Annotated in this window: 13 protein-coding genes; 4 read left to right on the top strand and 9 right to left on the bottom strand. The window is 59.1% G+C overall.

Annotation, left to right across the window (positions count from 1 at the left end; all coding sequences use genetic code 11):
* Positions 1-72: 72 nt before the first annotated feature.
* From ACYZTW_RS23425 to ACYZTW_RS23440, 4 genes are all read right to left on the bottom strand, one after another.
* Complete coding sequence (locus ACYZTW_RS23425) at positions 73-309, bottom strand: DUF1653 domain-containing protein (RefSeq protein ID WP_046047845.1); 237 nt, start codon at positions 307-309, stop codon at positions 73-75.
* Between the two features lie 99 nt (positions 310-408).
* On the bottom strand, positions 409-1584 hold the full coding sequence (gene fadA, locus ACYZTW_RS23430) for an acetyl-CoA C-acyltransferase FadA (protein WP_010456360.1): 1176 nt from the start codon (positions 1582-1584) through the stop codon (positions 409-411).
* Positions 1585-1614: 30 nt separating this feature from the next.
* Positions 1615-3762: a fatty acid oxidation complex subunit alpha FadB gene (fadB, locus tag ACYZTW_RS23435; protein WP_462002006.1), complete on the bottom strand. Its 2148-nt coding sequence runs from the start codon at positions 3760-3762 to the stop codon at positions 1615-1617.
* Positions 3763-4302: 540 nt separating this feature from the next.
* Positions 4303-4740 carry a hypothetical protein gene (locus tag ACYZTW_RS23440; protein WP_033061927.1) on the bottom strand — a complete coding sequence of 146 codons (438 nt, stop codon included), beginning with the start codon at positions 4738-4740 and terminating at the stop codon, positions 4303-4305.
* A gap of 104 nt (positions 4741-4844) precedes the next feature.
* Between ACYZTW_RS23440 and ACYZTW_RS23445 the strand changes: the two genes are divergently transcribed.
* Positions 4845-5282 (top strand): universal stress protein, encoded by a 438-nt coding sequence (locus ACYZTW_RS23445; protein WP_008151425.1) that lies wholly within the window; start codon positions 4845-4847, stop codon positions 5280-5282.
* Positions 5283-5486: 204 nt separating this feature from the next.
* Here the strand turns inward: ACYZTW_RS23445 and ACYZTW_RS23450 are convergent, their stop codons facing one another.
* On the bottom strand, positions 5487-7406 hold the full coding sequence (locus ACYZTW_RS23450) for an ATP-binding cassette domain-containing protein (RefSeq protein WP_462002007.1): 1920 nt from the start codon (positions 7404-7406) through the stop codon (positions 5487-5489).
* Positions 7407-7619: 213 nt separating this feature from the next.
* Here ACYZTW_RS23450 and ACYZTW_RS23455 point away from each other — a divergent pair, with 213 nt between their 5' ends.
* Entirely contained in the window at positions 7620-9548 is a 1929-nt protein-coding gene (locus tag ACYZTW_RS23455; RefSeq protein WP_462002008.1) for a transglycosylase SLT domain-containing protein, read from the top strand.
* Positions 9549-9618: 70 nt separating this feature from the next.
* Here the strand turns inward: ACYZTW_RS23455 and ACYZTW_RS23460 are convergent, their stop codons facing one another.
* Entirely contained in the window at positions 9619-10689 is a 1071-nt protein-coding gene (locus ACYZTW_RS23460; RefSeq protein ID WP_462005828.1) for a Fic family protein, read from the bottom strand.
* Between the two features lie 68 nt (positions 10690-10757).
* Entirely contained in the window at positions 10758-12533 is a 1776-nt protein-coding gene (locus tag ACYZTW_RS23465; RefSeq protein WP_462002009.1) for an ABC transporter transmembrane domain-containing protein, read from the bottom strand.
* A gap of 260 nt (positions 12534-12793) precedes the next feature.
* Here ACYZTW_RS23465 and ACYZTW_RS23470 point away from each other — a divergent pair, with 260 nt between their 5' ends.
* Entirely contained in the window at positions 12794-12973 is a 180-nt protein-coding gene (locus tag ACYZTW_RS23470; RefSeq protein WP_129442898.1) for a PA1571 family protein, read from the top strand.
* A gap of 187 nt (positions 12974-13160) precedes the next feature.
* Here the strand turns inward: ACYZTW_RS23470 and pdxB are convergent, their stop codons facing one another.
* The gene (gene pdxB, locus ACYZTW_RS23475; RefSeq protein ID WP_462002010.1) at positions 13161-14303 is read right to left on the bottom strand and encodes a 4-phosphoerythronate dehydrogenase PdxB; all 1143 of its coding nucleotides are present in this window, start codon (positions 14301-14303) and stop codon (positions 13161-13163) included.
* A gap of 330 nt (positions 14304-14633) precedes the next feature.
* Between pdxB and ACYZTW_RS23480 the strand changes: the two genes are divergently transcribed.
* Positions 14634-16043 carry an MATE family efflux transporter gene (locus tag ACYZTW_RS23480; protein ID WP_462002011.1) on the top strand — a complete coding sequence of 470 codons (1410 nt, stop codon included), beginning with the start codon at positions 14634-14636 and terminating at the stop codon, positions 16041-16043.
* Here ACYZTW_RS23480 and tusA read toward each other — a convergent pair.
* A complete protein-coding gene (gene tusA, locus ACYZTW_RS23485; RefSeq protein ID WP_462002012.1) occupies positions 16040-16291 on the bottom strand; it encodes a sulfurtransferase TusA in 252 nt (83 codons plus the stop codon). The genes ACYZTW_RS23480 and tusA overlap by 4 nt on opposite strands.
* Between the last annotated feature and the right edge of the window lie 167 nt (positions 16292-16458).

The following is a 16458-nucleotide window of genomic DNA, read 5'->3' on the forward strand; positions in this document are numbered from 1 at the left end:
CGCCTGACGCGGCACCGCTATATATAGTGGCTACAAGGTGAGGTCAAGCGCAGGGTCTTGCGCGCCCTCAGCTTATGGCTTGGAAAAAAGGCTCGGTTCGGCTTGCACCAAAGCAAAGCGTGGCACCTGTTCACCGTCAACCTCGACCGACTCCAGGAACATGCTCAGGGGACGCACCCAAAAGCCGTAATCGCCATACAGGGCTTGGTAGAAGACCACTTCTTCTTCGGTTTCCGAATGCCGCGCAATACTGAATACGCGGTACTGCGGACCTTTGTAATGTTGGTAGAGCCCAGGTTGTATCGGCATGCTTTGGCCCTCACTCAAATCTTTTCAAAATAAAAACAAAAATAAATTCAGAAAAACAAAAACCGGGGCACTTGGCCCCGGCTTCCTTCGACGAAACGCTTAAACGCGTTCGAAGACGGTGGAGATGCCTTGGCCGAGACCAATGCACATGGTGGCTACCCCGAAGGTGCCGCCATTTTGCTTCATCACGTTCAGCAGAGTGCCGGAGATACGAGCACCGGAGCAACCGAATGGGTGACCCAGGGCGATCGCACCGCCGTGCAGGTTAACCTTCTCGTTCATCTTGTCGAGTACTTTCAAATCTTTCAGCACTGGCAAGGCCTGTGCGGCGAAAGCTTCGTTGAGCTCGAAGAAGTCGATATCGTTGATGCCAAGACCCGCGCGCTTCAGTGCTTTTTGTGTGGCTGGTACTGGACCATAGCCCATGATTGCCGGGTCCACACCTGCCACCGCCATCGAACGAATCACCGCCAAAGGCTGAATGCCCAGGTCCTGTGCACGCTGCGCCGACATCACGATCATGCACGAAGCACCGTCGGTGATTTGCGACGAAGTACCGGCTGTCACGGTTCCGCCCTTAGGGTTGAAAGCAGGCTTGAGAGCCGCCAGGCTTTCCAGGGTGGTTTCCGGACGAATGGTTTCGTCGTAGTCGAACAGTTTCAGGAAACCGTTCTCGTCGTAGCCCTGCATCGGGATGATTTCGTCTTTGAACTTGCCTTCCAGTGTCGCCTTATGAGCGAGCTGGTGGGAGCGCACGCCGAAAGCGTCCTGTTGTTCGCGAGTGATGCCGTGCATTTTGCCCAGCATTTCAGCGGTCAAACCCATCATGCCCGAGGCTTTCGCCGCGTATAGAGACATGTGCGGGTTCGGATCGACACCGTGCATCATGCTCACATGGCCCATGTGCTCGACGCCGCCCACCACGAATACGTCACCGTTGCCGGTCATGATCGCTTGCGCGGCAGTGTGCAGAGCGCTCATCGACGAACCACACAGACGGCTGACGGTCTGGCCGGCAGCGGTGTGCGGAATCTGAGTCATCAGGGACGCCATGCGGGCGATGTTCCAGCCCTGCTCCAGGGTCTGGTTCACACAGCCCCAGATCACGTCTTCGACTTCGTTCGGGTCGACCTTGACGTTGCGTTCCAGCAATTTGCTGATCAAGTGCGCCGACATGTCTTCGGCGCGGGTGTTGCGGTGCATGCCGCCCTTGGAGCGGCCCATCGGAGTACGACCGAAGTCGACAATCACGACGTCTCTAGGATTCAAGCTCATATAATTTCACTCTCGCTCTAGTGTGGGCGCTTAACCGAAGAAGCTCTGGCCGTTTTTGGCCATTTCACGCAGCTTCGCGGTCGGGTGGTACAGCGCGCCCAAATCAGCGTACTGGTCAGCCAGGGCAACGAACTCTGCAACACCGATCGAATCGATGTAGCGCAGCGCACCGCCACGGAATGGAGGGAAACCGATACCGTAGACCAGACCCATGTCGGCTTCGGCAGCGGTTTCGACAATGCCGTCTTCCAGGCAACGCACGGTTTCCAGGCACAGCGGGATCATCATCCAGTTGATGATGTCTTCGTCTGTGACTTCGCGCTGTTCAAAGACGATCGGCTTGAGCACTTCCAGTACCGACGGATCGGCGACTTTCTTCTGCTTGCCGCGCTTGTCGGTCTCGTAGGCGTAGAAGCCCTTGCCGTTCTTCTGGCCCAGGCGCTTGGCTTCGTAGAGCACGTCGACGGCCGAACGGCGGTCGTCTTTCATGCGGTCAGGGAAGCCTTCAGCCATCACGTCACGACCATGGTGTCCGGTGTCGATACCGACCACGTCCATCAGGTACGCCGGGCCCATTGGCCAGCCGAATTTTTCCATGATCTTGTCGATACGGACGAAGTCCACACCGGCGCTGACCAGCTTGGCGAAACCGCCGAAGTACGGGAACAGTACGCGGTTGACCAGGAAGCCCGGGCAGTCGTTGACGACGATCGGGTTCTTGCCCATTTTCTTGGCGTAGGCAACGGTGGTGGCAACCGCCAGCTCGCTGGACTTCTCACCACGGATCACTTCTACCAGCGGCATCATGTGCACCGGGTTGAAGAAGTGCATGCCGACGAAGTTTTCCGGACGCTTGAGGGCTTTGGCCAGCAAGGTGATGGAAATGGTCGAGGTGTTGGACGCGAGGATGGTGTCCTCTTTGACCTTATCTTCCACTTCAGCCAGAACGGCTTGCTTGACCTTAGGGTTCTCGACGACTGCTTCAACCACCAGATCCACGTGACCGAAATCACCGTAGGACAGGGTCGGACGAATGCCGTTGAGCACTTCAGCCATTTTCGCCGGGGTCATGCGACCTTTATCAACGCGGCTCACCAGCAGCTTGGCGGCTTCAGCCAGACCTTGCTCGATACCGTGCTCGTTTATGTCTTTCATCAGGATCGGCGTCCCTTTGGAAGCCGACTGATAAGCGATACCGCCACCCATGATGCCGGCGCCCAGTACAGCGGCCTGCTTCACGTCTTTGGCGATTTCGTCGTAGGCCTTGGCCTTTTTCTTCAGCTCCTGATCGTTCAGGAACAAACCGATCAAGCTCTGCGCGGCAGAGGTCTTGGCCAGTTTGACGAAACCGGCGGCTTCGACTTCCAGTGCCTTGTCGCGACCGAAATTCGCCGCTTTCTGGATGGTCTTGATCGCTTCAACCGGCGCCGGGTAGTTCGGGCCCGCTTGACCGGCCACGAAACCTTTGGCGGTTTCGAACGACATCATTTGTTCGATGGCGTTGAGCTTGAGCTTTTCGAGCTTCGGCTGACGCTTGGCCTTGTAGTCGAACTCGCCGGAGATGGCGCGCTTGATCAGCTCCAGGGCCGCTTCCTGCAGTTTCTCGGGAGCAACCACTGCGTCGACTGCGCCGACTTTCAGCGCGTCGTCAGGACGGTTTTCCTTGCCGGCGGCAATCCACTCGATGGCGTTGTCGGCACCGATGATGCGCGGCAGGCGCACGGTACCGCCGAAGCCCGGGTAGATGCCCAGTTTGACTTCTGGCAGACCGATCTTGGCCTTGGTGGACATGACACGGTAGTCCGCCGCCAGGCACATTTCCAGACCGCCACCCAGGGCGATGCCGTTGATCGCGGCGACAGTCGGGACGTTGAGGTCTTCGAAATCGCTGAAAATCTTGTTGGCTTCCAGGTTGCCAGCAACAAGCTCTGCATCAGGCAGCTTGAAGCTCTCGACAAATTCGGTGATGTCGGCGCCGACGATGAACACGTCCTTGCCACTGCTGACGATCACACCCTTGATCGAAGCATCTGCCTTGATGGTGTCTACGGCCTGACGCAGTTCGTTCAGGGTTAGACGGTTGAACTTGTTGACGGACTCACCCTTGAGGTCGAATTTCAATTCGACGATGCCACTTTCAAGAGCCTTAACCGTGATGGCTTTACCTTCGTAAATCATCAACTGATCTCCACGATATGGAAGCTGAACAGTACACGTCGGACGCAGGCGAATGGTTCGGCAGGGACGTTTAACGTCAATGCTACGCCCATCCACCCGGCACACCCGCCAACGCGATAGTCGGGATTCTGTAGGAGCGGTCTGTAATACAAACGCTCAATTCATACGCCCGTTTGATTTGGGTGCGTCACCTTCACGGAATTTCCGACAATTGTCAATCGCCCAAAATACGGGTTGAAACGCGACTTTCCGGTCATTTCCGTAACACGAAGACCTGCAACACGCGGCTGCATGTGAGGTCATTCATAGGATCAATAGTTAGAAAAGTCGCCCTAATTCGCTGCAGCCTTTGTTTAACAAGCTACGCTGGCGGGACCTTAAGGAAAAAACATGAACGCTTTTGGCGAATGCCCAGCGTAAGATCAGCCCCACACCGAATTACCGGCCTGCCTGGCCAACCCCAGCCCGATGATGATGTCGGGCTTTTTATTGCCTGTCTGCCAGACGTTTCGCGCCATTGCGGCGCGAAATTTCCGCGATTTATGCCAGCGCCTTCAGCACCGCGTCAATATCCTGCAACACCGTCGCTTCGCCCTTCTCGCCCCAATACAACGTGATCATCTGCTTGTCTGCTTCGACCTTGTAAACGTTGTCTGGCAACTTTTCGAAATGAATCAGCAACGCCGGTTCCTCGCAGACCTCCTGCCACTGATTGACCCACACACCCGGTGCTTTTTGCCAGTAGCTCCAGCACGCCGGCCGATTGCCACGCCGCGGTCGATGGTACTGGGCGCAAGGGCTCGGTGGCTCCTGGCTCAGCCAGTGCGGCCACTCCTGAGGCGCCAGTTGCATCGCCAATCCGATGCGTCGCGCCTCCATGCGCAGGGCCATGCGGCCGCTCTGGTGGCGCGACGGCCGCAACCATGCCAGCGGACTCAGCACCACCAACATGATTGACACCACTATCCAGACCGTCATATCTGTACTCCCGATTCTTGATGAGTGCATTGAGTCACTTTGAAAACAATGCGCTTGAAACCAGCCATACTTACCAATATTGCAATCCTCAGGAGGAGCACCTCATGCCCTACAACCACATTCTGGTCGCTGTAGATCTAACCGAAGAGTGCGATCCTGTAATCCACCGCGCTCGCGAACTGTCGGTGAGCAACGGGGCGAAGCTGTCCCTGGTGCACATTGTCGAGCCGATGGCCATGGCCTTTGGCGGCGACGTGCCCATGGACCTGTCACAACTGCAACAACAGCAGTTCGATCAGGCCAAGGAACGCCTGGACCGACTGATCGTGAAGTATCCGGAACTCTCCAAGGAATACAGCCATCTGACCTACGGCCAGCCCCGCCAGGAGATCCACCACCTGGCCAAAGAACAAACCTGCGACCTGATCGTGGTGGGCAGCCATGGCCGACACGGCCTGGCATTGCTGCTGGGTTCGACTGCCAATGACGTGCTGCATGGTGCGCCCTGTGATGTGCTCGCGGTGCGCCTGATCAAAAGCTGACAACACCTTCCATTGTGGGAGTGAGCCTGCTCCGGGCGGCGTTCCGACGAATGCAGTGTGACAGTCGACAAGTTCGTTGAATGTTGAACCGCTTTCGCGAGCAGGCTCGCTCCCACAGGGGCCTTGCTGTAACCCCAGATCGCAATTCATACGAAAAGCCCGGCGCTCATCACTGAACGCCGGGCTTTTTTATAGCAGGATCAATCAGGCATCCAGCTCGGCCCAGCGCTCGACCATCACGTCGAGTTCAGCCTGCAACTGCTCCAACTGAGCAATCACTGCGGCAGTCTCGGCAGCAGGACGCTGATAGAAACCGGCATCGGCCATTTGCGCCTCAACGGTAGCGATCTGCTTTTCCATGGCTTCGATCTGACCCGGCAACATTTCCAACTCACGCTGCAACTTGTAGCTGAGCTTCTTCTTCGCCACCGGCGCTTCGACTGCAGCAGCGACTGGCGCAGCTTCGGCCGTCACGACCGCGGAGGTCAGGTCGGCTTTGCCGGACTTGCTCTCGGTCACACCCAGCAAGCGCGGCGAGCCGCCCTGGCGCAGCCAGTCCTGATAACCACCGACGTATTCGCGAACCTTGCCTTCACCTTCGAAGACCAGGGTGCTGGTGACCACGTTGTCGAGGAATGCCCGGTCGTGGCTGACCATCAGCACGGTACCGTTGAAGGTCAGCAAGACCTCTTCCAGCAACTCGAGGGTTTCGACGTCGAGGTCGTTGGTCGGCTCATCGAGGACCAGCAGGTTCGCCGGTTTGCTGAACAGTTTCGCCAGCAACAGACGCGCACGCTCACCACCCGACAGCGCCTTGACCGGCGTGCGGGCACGCTGCGGGCTGAACAGGAAGTCGCCGAGGTAGCTCAGCACGTGGCGGCTCTGACCATCGATATCGATGAAGTCGCGACCTTCCGCAACGTTGTCGATTACGGTCTTTTCCAGGTCCAACTGATGGCGCAACTGGTCGAAGTAGGCTACGTCGATACGCGTCCCCTCTTCCACTGTGCCACTGGTCGGTTGCAGACCGCTGAGCATCAGCTTCAGCAGCGTGGTCTTGCCGGTACCGTTGGCGCCCAGCAGACCAATACGGTCGCCGCGCGCCAGGACCATCGAGAAATCCTTGATCAGGAACGGGCCGCCCGGGTGAGCAAAGCTCACGTTCTCGAGGACCATGACCTGCTTACCGGACTTGTCAGCGGTATCCAGCTGAATGTTGGCCTTGCCGGTACGCTCACGACGCTCGCTACGCTCGACGCGCAGGGCTTTCAATGCGCGGACACGGCCTTCGTTACGGGTGCGGCGAGCCTTGATACCCTGACGGATCCAGACTTCTTCCTGGGCCAGTTTTTTGTCGAACAGCGCGTTGGCGGTTTCTTCGGCGGCCAGCGAGGCTTCTTTGTGCACGAGGAAACTGGCGTAGTCGCCGTTCCAGTCGATCAGGCCACCGCGATCCAGTTCGAGAATGCGGGTCGCGAGGTTCTGCAGGAATGAACGGTCGTGCGTGATGAACAGCACGGCGCCCTGAAAATCCTTCAGCGCTTCTTCGAGCCAGGCAATTGCACCGATGTCCAGGTGGTTGGTCGGTTCGTCGAGCAGCAGCAGATCAGGTTCGGAAACCAGAGCCTGAGCCAGCAGGACGCGACGACGCCATCCGCCGGACAATTCGGCGAGGGTCTTGTCGGCCGGCAACTGCAGACGGCTCAACGTGCTATCGACCAATTGCTGCAAACGCCAGCCGTCACGGGCTTCGAGGTCGTGCTGGACGTGCATCAGTTTGTCCAGGTCGGCGTCGGTGACGATGTTCTGGCTGAGGTGGTGATACTGCGCGAGCAGCTCGCCGACACCGTCCAGGCCTTCGGCCACCACGTCGAACACGGTCCGCTCGTCGGCTACCGGCAATTCTTGCGGCAATTCGCCAATCTTGAGGCCAGGTGCGCGCCAAACGGAGCCGTCATCAGGCTTCTGGTCGCCCTTGACGAGCTTCATCATGCTGGACTTGCCAGTGCCATTGCGGCCGATGATGCACACCCGCTCACCACGGGCGATCTGCCAGGACACCTTGTCCAACAACGGCATAGCGCCGAAAGCAAGGGACACATCGCTGAATTTGAGCAGGGTCATGAGCTTCTCCAAAAACCGGGCGCGCATTCTACCTGACTTGAGGCTTCAGAAGGCCGGCAATTTCACCTTGGCGACACTCTGCATGACAAATGTTGCGAACTGATGCTGACAGGCCGGCAAAGCTTTCGCCCGCTGCTGGCAAAAGGCTAAGCTACAGACAATTCAGTGCAGGCCATCCCTGCACTTGTCATGATTTCTCTGCCCGGACGTCTCATGCGCAGTCGCCTTTTCAGTCTTTTATCCTGTTTTCTTCTTTCTGCCACTGCCGTTCAAACCGCCCAGGCGGTGGACCTGTCCACCCAGCGCCAGTATTACGATGAAGCCAAACGTGCCCTCGCCAAGGGGGATACCGGTCCTTATTTCCGTTACAGCCAGGCCCTCAGCGATTACCCGCTGGAGCCGTACCTGGCGTATGACGAACTGACCGCTCGCCTTAAAACCGCGAGCAATGCCGAAATCGAGAAATTCCTCGCCGAGCACGGTGACCTGCCCCAGGCCAACTGGATGAAGTTGCGCTGGCTGCGTTGGCTGGCCGAACGCGGTGACTGGGCGACCTTCGTCAAGTACTACGACCCCAAGCTCAATTTCACCGAACTGGACTGCCTGAACGCGCAGTATCAGCTCGGGCATAACCAGAAAGCCGAAGGTTACGCCAACGCCAATAAACTCTGGCTGACCGGCAAATCCCAACCCGCCGCGTGCGATGCGCTATTCGGGCAATGGGCTGCCGAAGGCCAGTTGACCGAGCAGAAACGCTGGGAGCGCACCAAACTTGCCGCCCAGGTACGTAACTATCCGCTGGCCAACAGCCTGGTCAACGACCTGACCACCCTCGCCCCTCGCGGCCGTTTGCTGGTGGATGTGGCGCAGAAACCCGAGTTGCTCAACCAGCCGTCGCGCTTCACCCCGGCCGATGAACCGATGTCTGACATCGTCAGCCTCGGCCTGCGCCGCTTGGCCAAGCAAGACCCGGACAAGGCCATGGAGCTGCTCGACGGTTACGCCAGCAGCATGCACTTCTCCCGTGATGAGAAAGTGGCCATCGCCCGTGAAATCGGCTTGACCCTCGCCCGCCGCTTCGACCCTCGCGCGCTGGATGTGATGACCAAGTACGACCCGGAACTGCGTGACAACACGGTTTCCGAATGGCGCTTGCGTCTGCTGCTGCGCCTGGCCCGCTGGGACGATGCCTATCAGTTGACTCGCCGCCTGCCGCCCGATCTGGCGACCACCAATCGCTGGCGCTATTGGCAGGCACGCAGCCTGGAACTGGCGCAGCCGCAGAACCCGGAAGCGCAGACGCTTTATAAGGGCCTCGCCCGCGAGCGTGATTTCTACGGTTTCCTTGCCGCTGATCGCTCGCAGTTACCCTATTCGCTGGTCAACAAACCACTGGTGCTGAGCCAGGCGCTGATCAACAAGGTGCGCAACACGCCGGGCGTGCGTCGCGCACTGGAGTTTCACGCTCGCGGGCAAATCGTCGACGGTCGCCGTGAGTGGTACCACGTCAGCCGTCACTTCAGCCGGGACGAAATGGTTGCCCAGGCGAAACTGGCCTACGACCTGAAATGGTATTTCCCGGCAATCCGCACCATCAGTCAGGCGCAGTACTGGGACGACCTGGACATTCGTTTCCCGATGGCTCACCGCGAAACAATGGTGCGTGAAGCCAAGGTTCGTGGCCTGCATTCGAGCTGGGTGTTCGCTATCACCCGTCAGGAAAGTGCTTTCATGGACGATGCCCGTTCCGGCGTCGGCGCCAGCGGCCTGATGCAACTCATGCCCGGCACCGCCAAGGAAACCGCGCGCAAGTTCAGCATCCCGCTGGCCTCGCCGCAGCAAGTGCTCGACCCGGACAAGAACATCCAGCTCGGCGCCGCTTACCTGAGCCAGGTCCACAGCCAGTTCAACGGCAACCGCGTCCTCGCTTCCGCCGCCTACAACGCCGGTCCGGGCCGCGTGCGCCAGTGGCTGCGCGGTGCGGATCACCTGAGCTTCGACGTGTGGGTGGAAAGCATCCCATTCGACGAAACCCGCCAGTACGTGCAAAACGTGCTGTCATACTCGGTGATCTACGGCCAGAAGCTCAACTCACCGCAGCCGCTGGTGGATTGGCATGAGCGCTACTTTGACGATCAATGAGCCTGCTTTGAAGCACTGACAAAAATGCCCGCATCGAATGATGCGGGCATTTTTTTGGCTGCTCAAATCCCTAGTCAGGCCCGGACCGTGCCGCAGCCGGTTTGCCAAGTTCGGTCAGACGATATCGCTGAGCCGGGCTGCGGGGCGAATCAGGGTCAGTCATTTCAATCAGACCGGCAGCCAATGCGGGCTTGAGATAGTTAGCCCGGAAGGTCGCCTTGTGAGCCAAACCGACCTCTGCCATCAACTCATTGACCTTTAGTGGGGCGCCGCCACGCAGAGCACCAAGCAGTCTTGCTACTTGGTCGGTTACTTGGTCGGTTACTTGGTCGGTTACTTGGTCGGTTACTTGGTCGGTTACTTGGTCGGTTACTGGTTCGCTACGGGCTGCTTCTTCAAGCGCAAGACTCAACGCTTGTAGCATGAACTCGACAAAAGGCGTCGATTCAGCCAACTGATCGGCCGCCGACAATGCCGCGTAATAAGCGTCCTGCTGCTCTCGAATCACGACTTCAACCGGCAGATAAGCCAACACCGGGCGCCATTGACTAAGTATCAAAGTTTGCCAAAGACGACCCATGCGCCCATTGCCGTCCGCGAAAGGATGGATGAACTCGAATTCGTAGTGGAAAACGCAACTGATGATCAGCGGGTGCCAATCAGAAACGCCAAGCCAGTCCAGCAAGTCTTCAACCAGGTGAACAACACGACTCGGCGGCGGTGCCATATGGACCAATTTGTCGCCCCGGTAAATGCCCACACCGGCTCGGCGAAATTGCCCGCAGTCGTCAATCAATCCCCCCATCAGTAACTCATGGGCTCGAAGCAAGTCGACTCGATTGCTCGGCTGCCACTCCGGCATGACCTCATAAGCCGCAAAAGCGTTGCGTACTTCCTGAATTTCTCGCGGCAGACCAAGCACCCGCTGCCCTGCCAGAACAGCGGTTACCTGCTCAATGCTGAGCGTGTTGTTCTCGATAGCCAAAGAAGCCTGAATAGTACGAATCCGATTACCGCGACGCAGTTGAGGCGTCTGCCGACGATCATCCACAGCCGAAAGCTGACCGATCTGTTCACTGATCTCGGCGACCAACGCCAGCATTCTGATGGTCAGGGTCAACGCTGGTTGATAACGGCTCATATCCTTTACCAGGCTCGCAACTGAGGCCGCCATAATGCCCGAACCCGGCAGCATTCAGCAGCTCTCATTCACGCGGCTTCATGCCCATCGTTAAACTGCAACGCCGCCAACCGCGCATACAGCGCATTGCTCGCAATCAACTCCTGATGCGTCCCCACCGCCACCAGTTTCCCCTGGTCCATCACCGCGATCCGGTCAGCGTTTTTCACCGTGGCCAGTCGGTGGGCGATGACCAGCGTGGTGCGGTTTTTCATCAGGCTCGGCAGGGCTTGCTGAATCAGGTGTTCGCTCTGGGCGTCGAGGGCGCTGGTCGCTTCGTCCAGCAGCAGGATCGGCGCGTCCACCAGCAGCGCCCGGGCGATGGCCAGGCGTTGGCGTTGGCCGCCGGATAAACCGAGGCCACCGTCGCCAAGGTGGGTCTGGTAGCCGTTGGGCATTTGTTCGATAAAGTCATGGGCGTAAGCGATTTTCGCTGCTTCCTGAACCTGGGCCAGGGTTGCCGTCGGATTGCCATAGCGGATGTTCTCTTCGATGCTGCCAAAGAACAGCGCCGGTGATTGCGAGACCAGGGCGAAGCAGCGGCGCAAGTCCAACGGATCGAGTTGAGTCAGCGGCACACCATCGAGCAGGATGCGTCCTTCGGCCGGGTCGTAAAAGCGCAGCAGCAAATCATAAACCGTCGACTTGCCGGCACCGGACGGCCCGACCAATGCGACTGTTTCGCCAGCATTGATCGTCAGATTCAAACCATCGACCGCATAGCTTTCGGGACGCGACGGGTAGGAAAAACGCACATCCTGCAGCACCAGATTGCCCTTAACCCGCTCGGGCAAAGTCACCAGGCCAGTGGTCGGTGGCCGGATGATGTTTTCCGAGCGCAGCAACTCGGTTATCCGCTCGGCGGCGCCGGCGGCACGCTGCAGTTCGCCGATCACTTCGCTCAATGTGCCGAATGCGCTGCCGACGATCAGGCTGTAAAACACAAACGCCGCCAGCTCGCCCGCGGAAATTCGCCCGGCGATGACATCCATTCCGCCGACCCAGAGCATCACCCCGACGGCTCCAAGCACCAGTACGATCACCAGGGTAATCAGCCAGGCCCGCTGAAAGATCCGCTTGCGAGCGGTGTTGAAGGCCTCCTCCACCGTTGCGGCAAAGCGCTGCTCGTCCTCGACCTGATGGTTGTAGGCCTGCACGGTTTTGATCTGGCCCAGGGTTTCGGAAACATAGCTACCGATATCGGCAATCCGGTCCTGGCTCAGGCGCGACAGGCTACGCACACGACGGCCGAAGATCAGGATCGGCGCGATCACCAACGGCAACGCGACCACCACGATGCTGGTGAGTTTGGGGTTGGTGATAAACAGCAGGACGATCCCGCCGATCACCATCAACAGATTGCGCAAAAACAGCGACAGCGAAGAGCCGATCACCGATTGCAGCAGCGTGGTGTCAGCGGTTAACCGCGACTGGATCTCGGAGCTGCGGTTGTCTTCGTAGAATCCTGGGTGCAGGTAAATCAGATGGTTGAACACCTGACGACGGATGTCCGCGACAACGCGCTCACCGATCCATGAGACCAGGTAGAAACGCGCAAAGGTGCCAATCGCCAGCCCGACCACCAGCAACATAAACAGGCCGATGGACTGGTTGAGCAAATGCGGCGACTGGGTCATGAAACCCTGATCCACCAGCAGGCGAATCCCCTGCCCCATGGACAAGGTGATGCCCGCCGTGACGATCAATGCAAGCAAGGCACCGACGGCCGGCCAGCGATACGGCGCAATGAAACGCAGGGCCAGGCGCATGGCGCGCCGTTGACGGGAAGAGAGGATGGAGATCATTCGATGGCGCAACCAGTAGGGTTTGACGCGATCAAGCCTACACCGCTCAATGCGATTGAACGCTGTAAATCATAATGAGTCAGGTTAATTATGACCGCAAAGCCTAGCACCTAGACGGTATTGGTCTAAAGTCCGGGTGGCAACGTCGCGGTATTTCTGGTGGACTGTTGGCGCCGCCTTGGGAAGATCGCAGGGAGCTGTCACAGTCCGGTCACCTGGTGGTTCTACAGTAAGCACACAACCTGATGAGGAGACAGGCCATGTCCTTGCAAAACAGCAGCGATGACAAGATTGAAGTGATCCGCACACAGCCAGACCAGTCTCTGGGTTGCTCAATTATCGATAAGGATGGGCGCGAAGTACCGATCACTGAAGGCATGATCCAAGACGCTTGCCGCGAACTCGAAAAGCGATTGGTCAAGCCTGCCGAACAAAAGTGATGTAGCCACCGTCTTCTTGACCCGGCCCCTGATGGCCGGGTTTTTTATGGGTGATTATCCAGAAATTGCAGTGCGGCCATTCGCGAGCAGGCTCGCTCCCACAGTGATCCCCAGCGGATATAGCGTCTGTATACGACTGAGATTAAATGTGGGAGCGAGCCTGCTCGCGAAGGGGCCAGCTCGATCCTCAGACAGCCGAAGCCCCCAACGCCGCCACAATCTTCTGCAACTCAGGAGAATCCCCCTCAATCCGCACCTTCAACCCGTCAATCTCACGCCGCAACGGATAATGCTTGCGCAGTGAATCAAACGCCCCACGCTGCTCGTTCACATTGCCGACAAGGCTGCGACGGAAATCCGCATCATCACGGCGCGGGTCGTACACGCCACGGCATAACATGGCCAGCGACCAGGCGGGATCGCTGCCAGCGTTCAAGGTCACTTGCGACAACCAGGGTGCGGGCAGCAAATCGCCCAAGCTGATCTGGGCCGCTTGCCCGAGAAAATCGCAATACGCCTGATAAATCTGCGCGGTGCCACGCTGTCTGCCGTCGAGGCTGTAACCGGCAATGTGCGGCGTCGCCAGCACGCAGAGTTCGGCCAACGCCACATCGACCTCAGGCTCACCTTCCCAGACGTCCAGCACCGCTTGCAGGTCTTCACGTTGCAGCAGCACCTGACGCAGGGCGGCGTTGTCGACCACCGGGCCACGACTGGCGTTGATCAGCCAGGTGCCGGACTTGAGCTGGTTCAAACGGTTTTTATCGAACAGATGCCAGGTCGACTGGGCGCCGTGTTTCTTCAACGGCGTGTGCAGACTGATGACATCGCACTGTTCGATGATCTGTTCGAGGCTGACGTAATCGCCGCCTTCAGCCGCTTGCCTTGGCGGATCGCAGACCAGCACCTTCCAGCCCAGACCTTGTAGAACCTTGATCAAGCGGCCACCCACTTCACCGGCACCGACGATGCCGTAGGTGCGTTGAGTCAGGTCGGCGCCTTCGATTTCGGCCAGGGTCAGCAGACTGCCGAGCACGTAGTCAACCACGCCCCGGGCGTTGCAGCCGGGCGCGCTGGACCAGGTGATACCGGCCTGCTGAAAATAATCCAGATCCAGGTGATCCGTGCCGATGGTGCAAGTGCCGACAAAGCGTACCTTGCTGCCGTCGAGCAATGCGCGGTTAACGTTGGTCACCGAGCGCACCAGCAGCACATCGGCCTGTTCGACGGTGGCGCGATCAATCGAACGTCCCGAAACCCGGCGGATTTCACCGAAACCTTCGAAGAAGGCATCGAGCAACGGAATATTTTCGTCGGCAACAATCAGCATGGCAGGCTCCTTTGGCGGATCGGCAGTGTAGGCGGAGATGACCATTGTGGGCCAGCAAGCATTGCGCAACCTTGTAGCAGCTGGCGAAGCCTGCGTTCGGCTGCGTAGCAGTCGTGAAATCGGGTTATGCGGTGATTCAGGAATACCGCATGTTCAGGTCTTGCGACTGCTGCGCAGCCGAACGCAGGCTTCGCCAGCTGCTACAGGGGCTGCGGCGCCATAGGGAATCGAAAACCGATTACAAATCCGCAACACAGGACTTTTCCTGACCACTGCGTCAGGGCGTAGAATGCGCCGCCTTGCGCATCAACATCTTTGGACGTTTCGCCCTTGAATTCCGTGACTGACCGCCTCGCCGCTACTTCCCTCACCCGCCCGGCCCGGGTTCGCCTGGAGCTGAAAAATCTGCTCAGCCTGGCCTTGCCGATCATGATCGCGCAACTGGCGACCACCGCGATGGGCTTCGTCGATGCGGTAATGGCAGGCCGGGTCGGGCCACGGGATCTGGCGGCGGTGGCGCTGGGCAACTCGATCTGGGTGCCGGTGTTTCTGTTGATGACCGGCACTCTGCTGGCCACTACCCCGAAAGTCGCCCAGCGTTTCGGCGCCGGCAGCCACAGCGAGATTGGCCCGATTGTGCGCCAGGCACTGTGGCTGGCGCTGGTGGTGGGGTTGATGGCGACTGGCATGTTGTTCAGCGCTGAACCGATTTTGCACATCATGAAGGTCGACCCCGAATTGATCGGCCCGTGCATGCAATACCTGCATGGCATCGCCAGCGGTTTGCCCGCCGTCGCGTTCTACCATGTGCTGCGCTGCTTCAGTGACGGCCTGGGGCGCACGCGTCCGGCCATGGTGTTGGGCCTGTGCGGACTGGCGCTGAACATTCCGCTGAACTACGTCTTCATCTATGGCCACTTCGGTGTGCCGGCCATGGGCGGTGTCGGTTGCGGCTGGGCCACGGCGATCGTGATGTGGGTGATGGCGCTGGGCATGGCCGGGTGGGAACGCTGGGCGCCGGCGTATCAGTCGAGTCAGCTGTTCAGCCGTTTCGACTGGCCGCAGTGGTCGGTGATCAAACGCCTGCTGGGCATCGGCCTGCCGATCGGCATCGCGGTGTTCGCCGAATCGAGCATCTTCGCGGTCATTGCGCTGCTGATTGGCAGCCTCGGCGCGACGGTGGTGGCCGGGCACCAGATCGCGCTGAACTTCAGCTCGTTGGTGTTCATGATCCCCTACTCCCTGGGCATGGCCGTGACCGTGCGGGTTGGCCAGGCGCTCGGCCGTCAGGAGCCGCGTGAAGCACGCTTCGCCGCCGGTGTCGGCATGGGCACGGCGCTGGCTTATGCGTGCATCTCCGCGAGCATGATGCTGTTGCTGCGTGAACACATCGCAACGATCTACACGGCCGACCCAACGGTGATTCATGTCGCGGCGATGCTGATTGTGTATTCGGCGCTGTTCCAGTTTTCCGATGCGATCCAGGTGACAGCTGCCGGCGCGTTGCGCGGCTATCAGGACACTCGGGTGACGATGATCCTGACGCTGTTCGCTTACTGGGGGATTGGTTTGCCGGTGGGTTACGCACTGGGCCTGACCGACTGGTTCGGCACGCCGAGCGGCCCAAGCGGGTTGTGGCAGGGTTTGATTGTGGGCTTGAGTTGCGCGGCGCTGATGCTGTCGATCCGCCTGACGCGCAGTGCACGCAAGCGGATCCGCATCAGTCATTCGGCGGGTTAAGCGAGTTTCTTGCGGATCCAGTAGAGGTAGGTGCCTGCCTCTTCGTGCTGCGCCACCAGTTCGTGGTCAAGAAACACGCAGAACTTGGGAATGTCGCGACGGGTCGACGGGTCGGTGGCGATCACCTTCAGCAGGCCACCGGGCACCAGGTCACGGATGTGCTGGTGCAGCATCATCACCGGTTCCGGGCAGTTGAGGCCGGTGGCGTCGAGGGTGCCGTCAACCGGCGTATCAAGTATTTCACTCATGATTCACTCCTGAAACTTGCCGGTATTGTCGCGCATTGCCGGGTATGTGGCGAGGGAGCTTGCTCCCGCTGGGTCGCGAAGCGGCCCCAATTCTAGCCATACGGTCTATCAGAAAGATCTCGGTGGCCGGTTTTAGGGCCGCTGCGCAGCCCAGCGGGAGCAAGCTC

This window comes from Pseudomonas sp. LB3P25 (genome assembly GCF_054897985.1).

Coding starts and splice junctions, on each gene's coding strand:
- ACYZTW_RS23445 (WP_008151425.1), top strand. CDS start 4,845: ATGCCCTACAACCACATTCTGGTCGCTGTAGATCTAACCGAAGAGTGC.
- ACYZTW_RS23425 (WP_046047845.1), bottom strand. CDS start 309: ATGCCGATACAACCTGGGCTCTACCAACATTACAAAGGTCCGCAGTAC.
- ACYZTW_RS23440 (WP_033061927.1), bottom strand. CDS start 4,740: ATGACGGTCTGGATAGTGGTGTCAATCATGTTGGTGGTGCTGAGTCCG.
- fadB (WP_462002006.1), bottom strand. CDS start 3,762: ATGATTTACGAAGGTAAAGCCATCACGGTTAAGGCTCTTGAAAGTGGC.
- pdxB (WP_462002010.1), bottom strand. CDS start 14,303: ATGCTGATTGTTGCCGACGAAAATATTCCGTTGCTCGATGCCTTCTTC.
- ACYZTW_RS23450 (WP_462002007.1), bottom strand. CDS start 7,406: ATGACCCTGCTCAAATTCAGCGATGTGTCCCTTGCTTTCGGCGCTATG.
- ACYZTW_RS23455 (WP_462002008.1), top strand. CDS start 7,620: ATGCGCAGTCGCCTTTTCAGTCTTTTATCCTGTTTTCTTCTTTCTGCC.
- fadA (WP_010456360.1), bottom strand. CDS start 1,584: ATGAGCTTGAATCCTAGAGACGTCGTGATTGTCGACTTCGGTCGTACT.
- ACYZTW_RS23465 (WP_462002009.1), bottom strand. CDS start 12,533: ATGATCTCCATCCTCTCTTCCCGTCAACGGCGCGCCATGCGCCTGGCC.
- ACYZTW_RS23470 (WP_129442898.1), top strand. CDS start 12,794: ATGTCCTTGCAAAACAGCAGCGATGACAAGATTGAAGTGATCCGCACA.
- ACYZTW_RS23460 (WP_462005828.1), bottom strand. CDS start 10,689: ATGAGCCGTTATCAACCAGCGTTGACCCTGACCATCAGAATGCTGGCG.
- tusA (WP_462002012.1), bottom strand. CDS start 16,291: ATGAGTGAAATACTTGATACGCCGGTTGACGGCACCCTCGACGCCACC.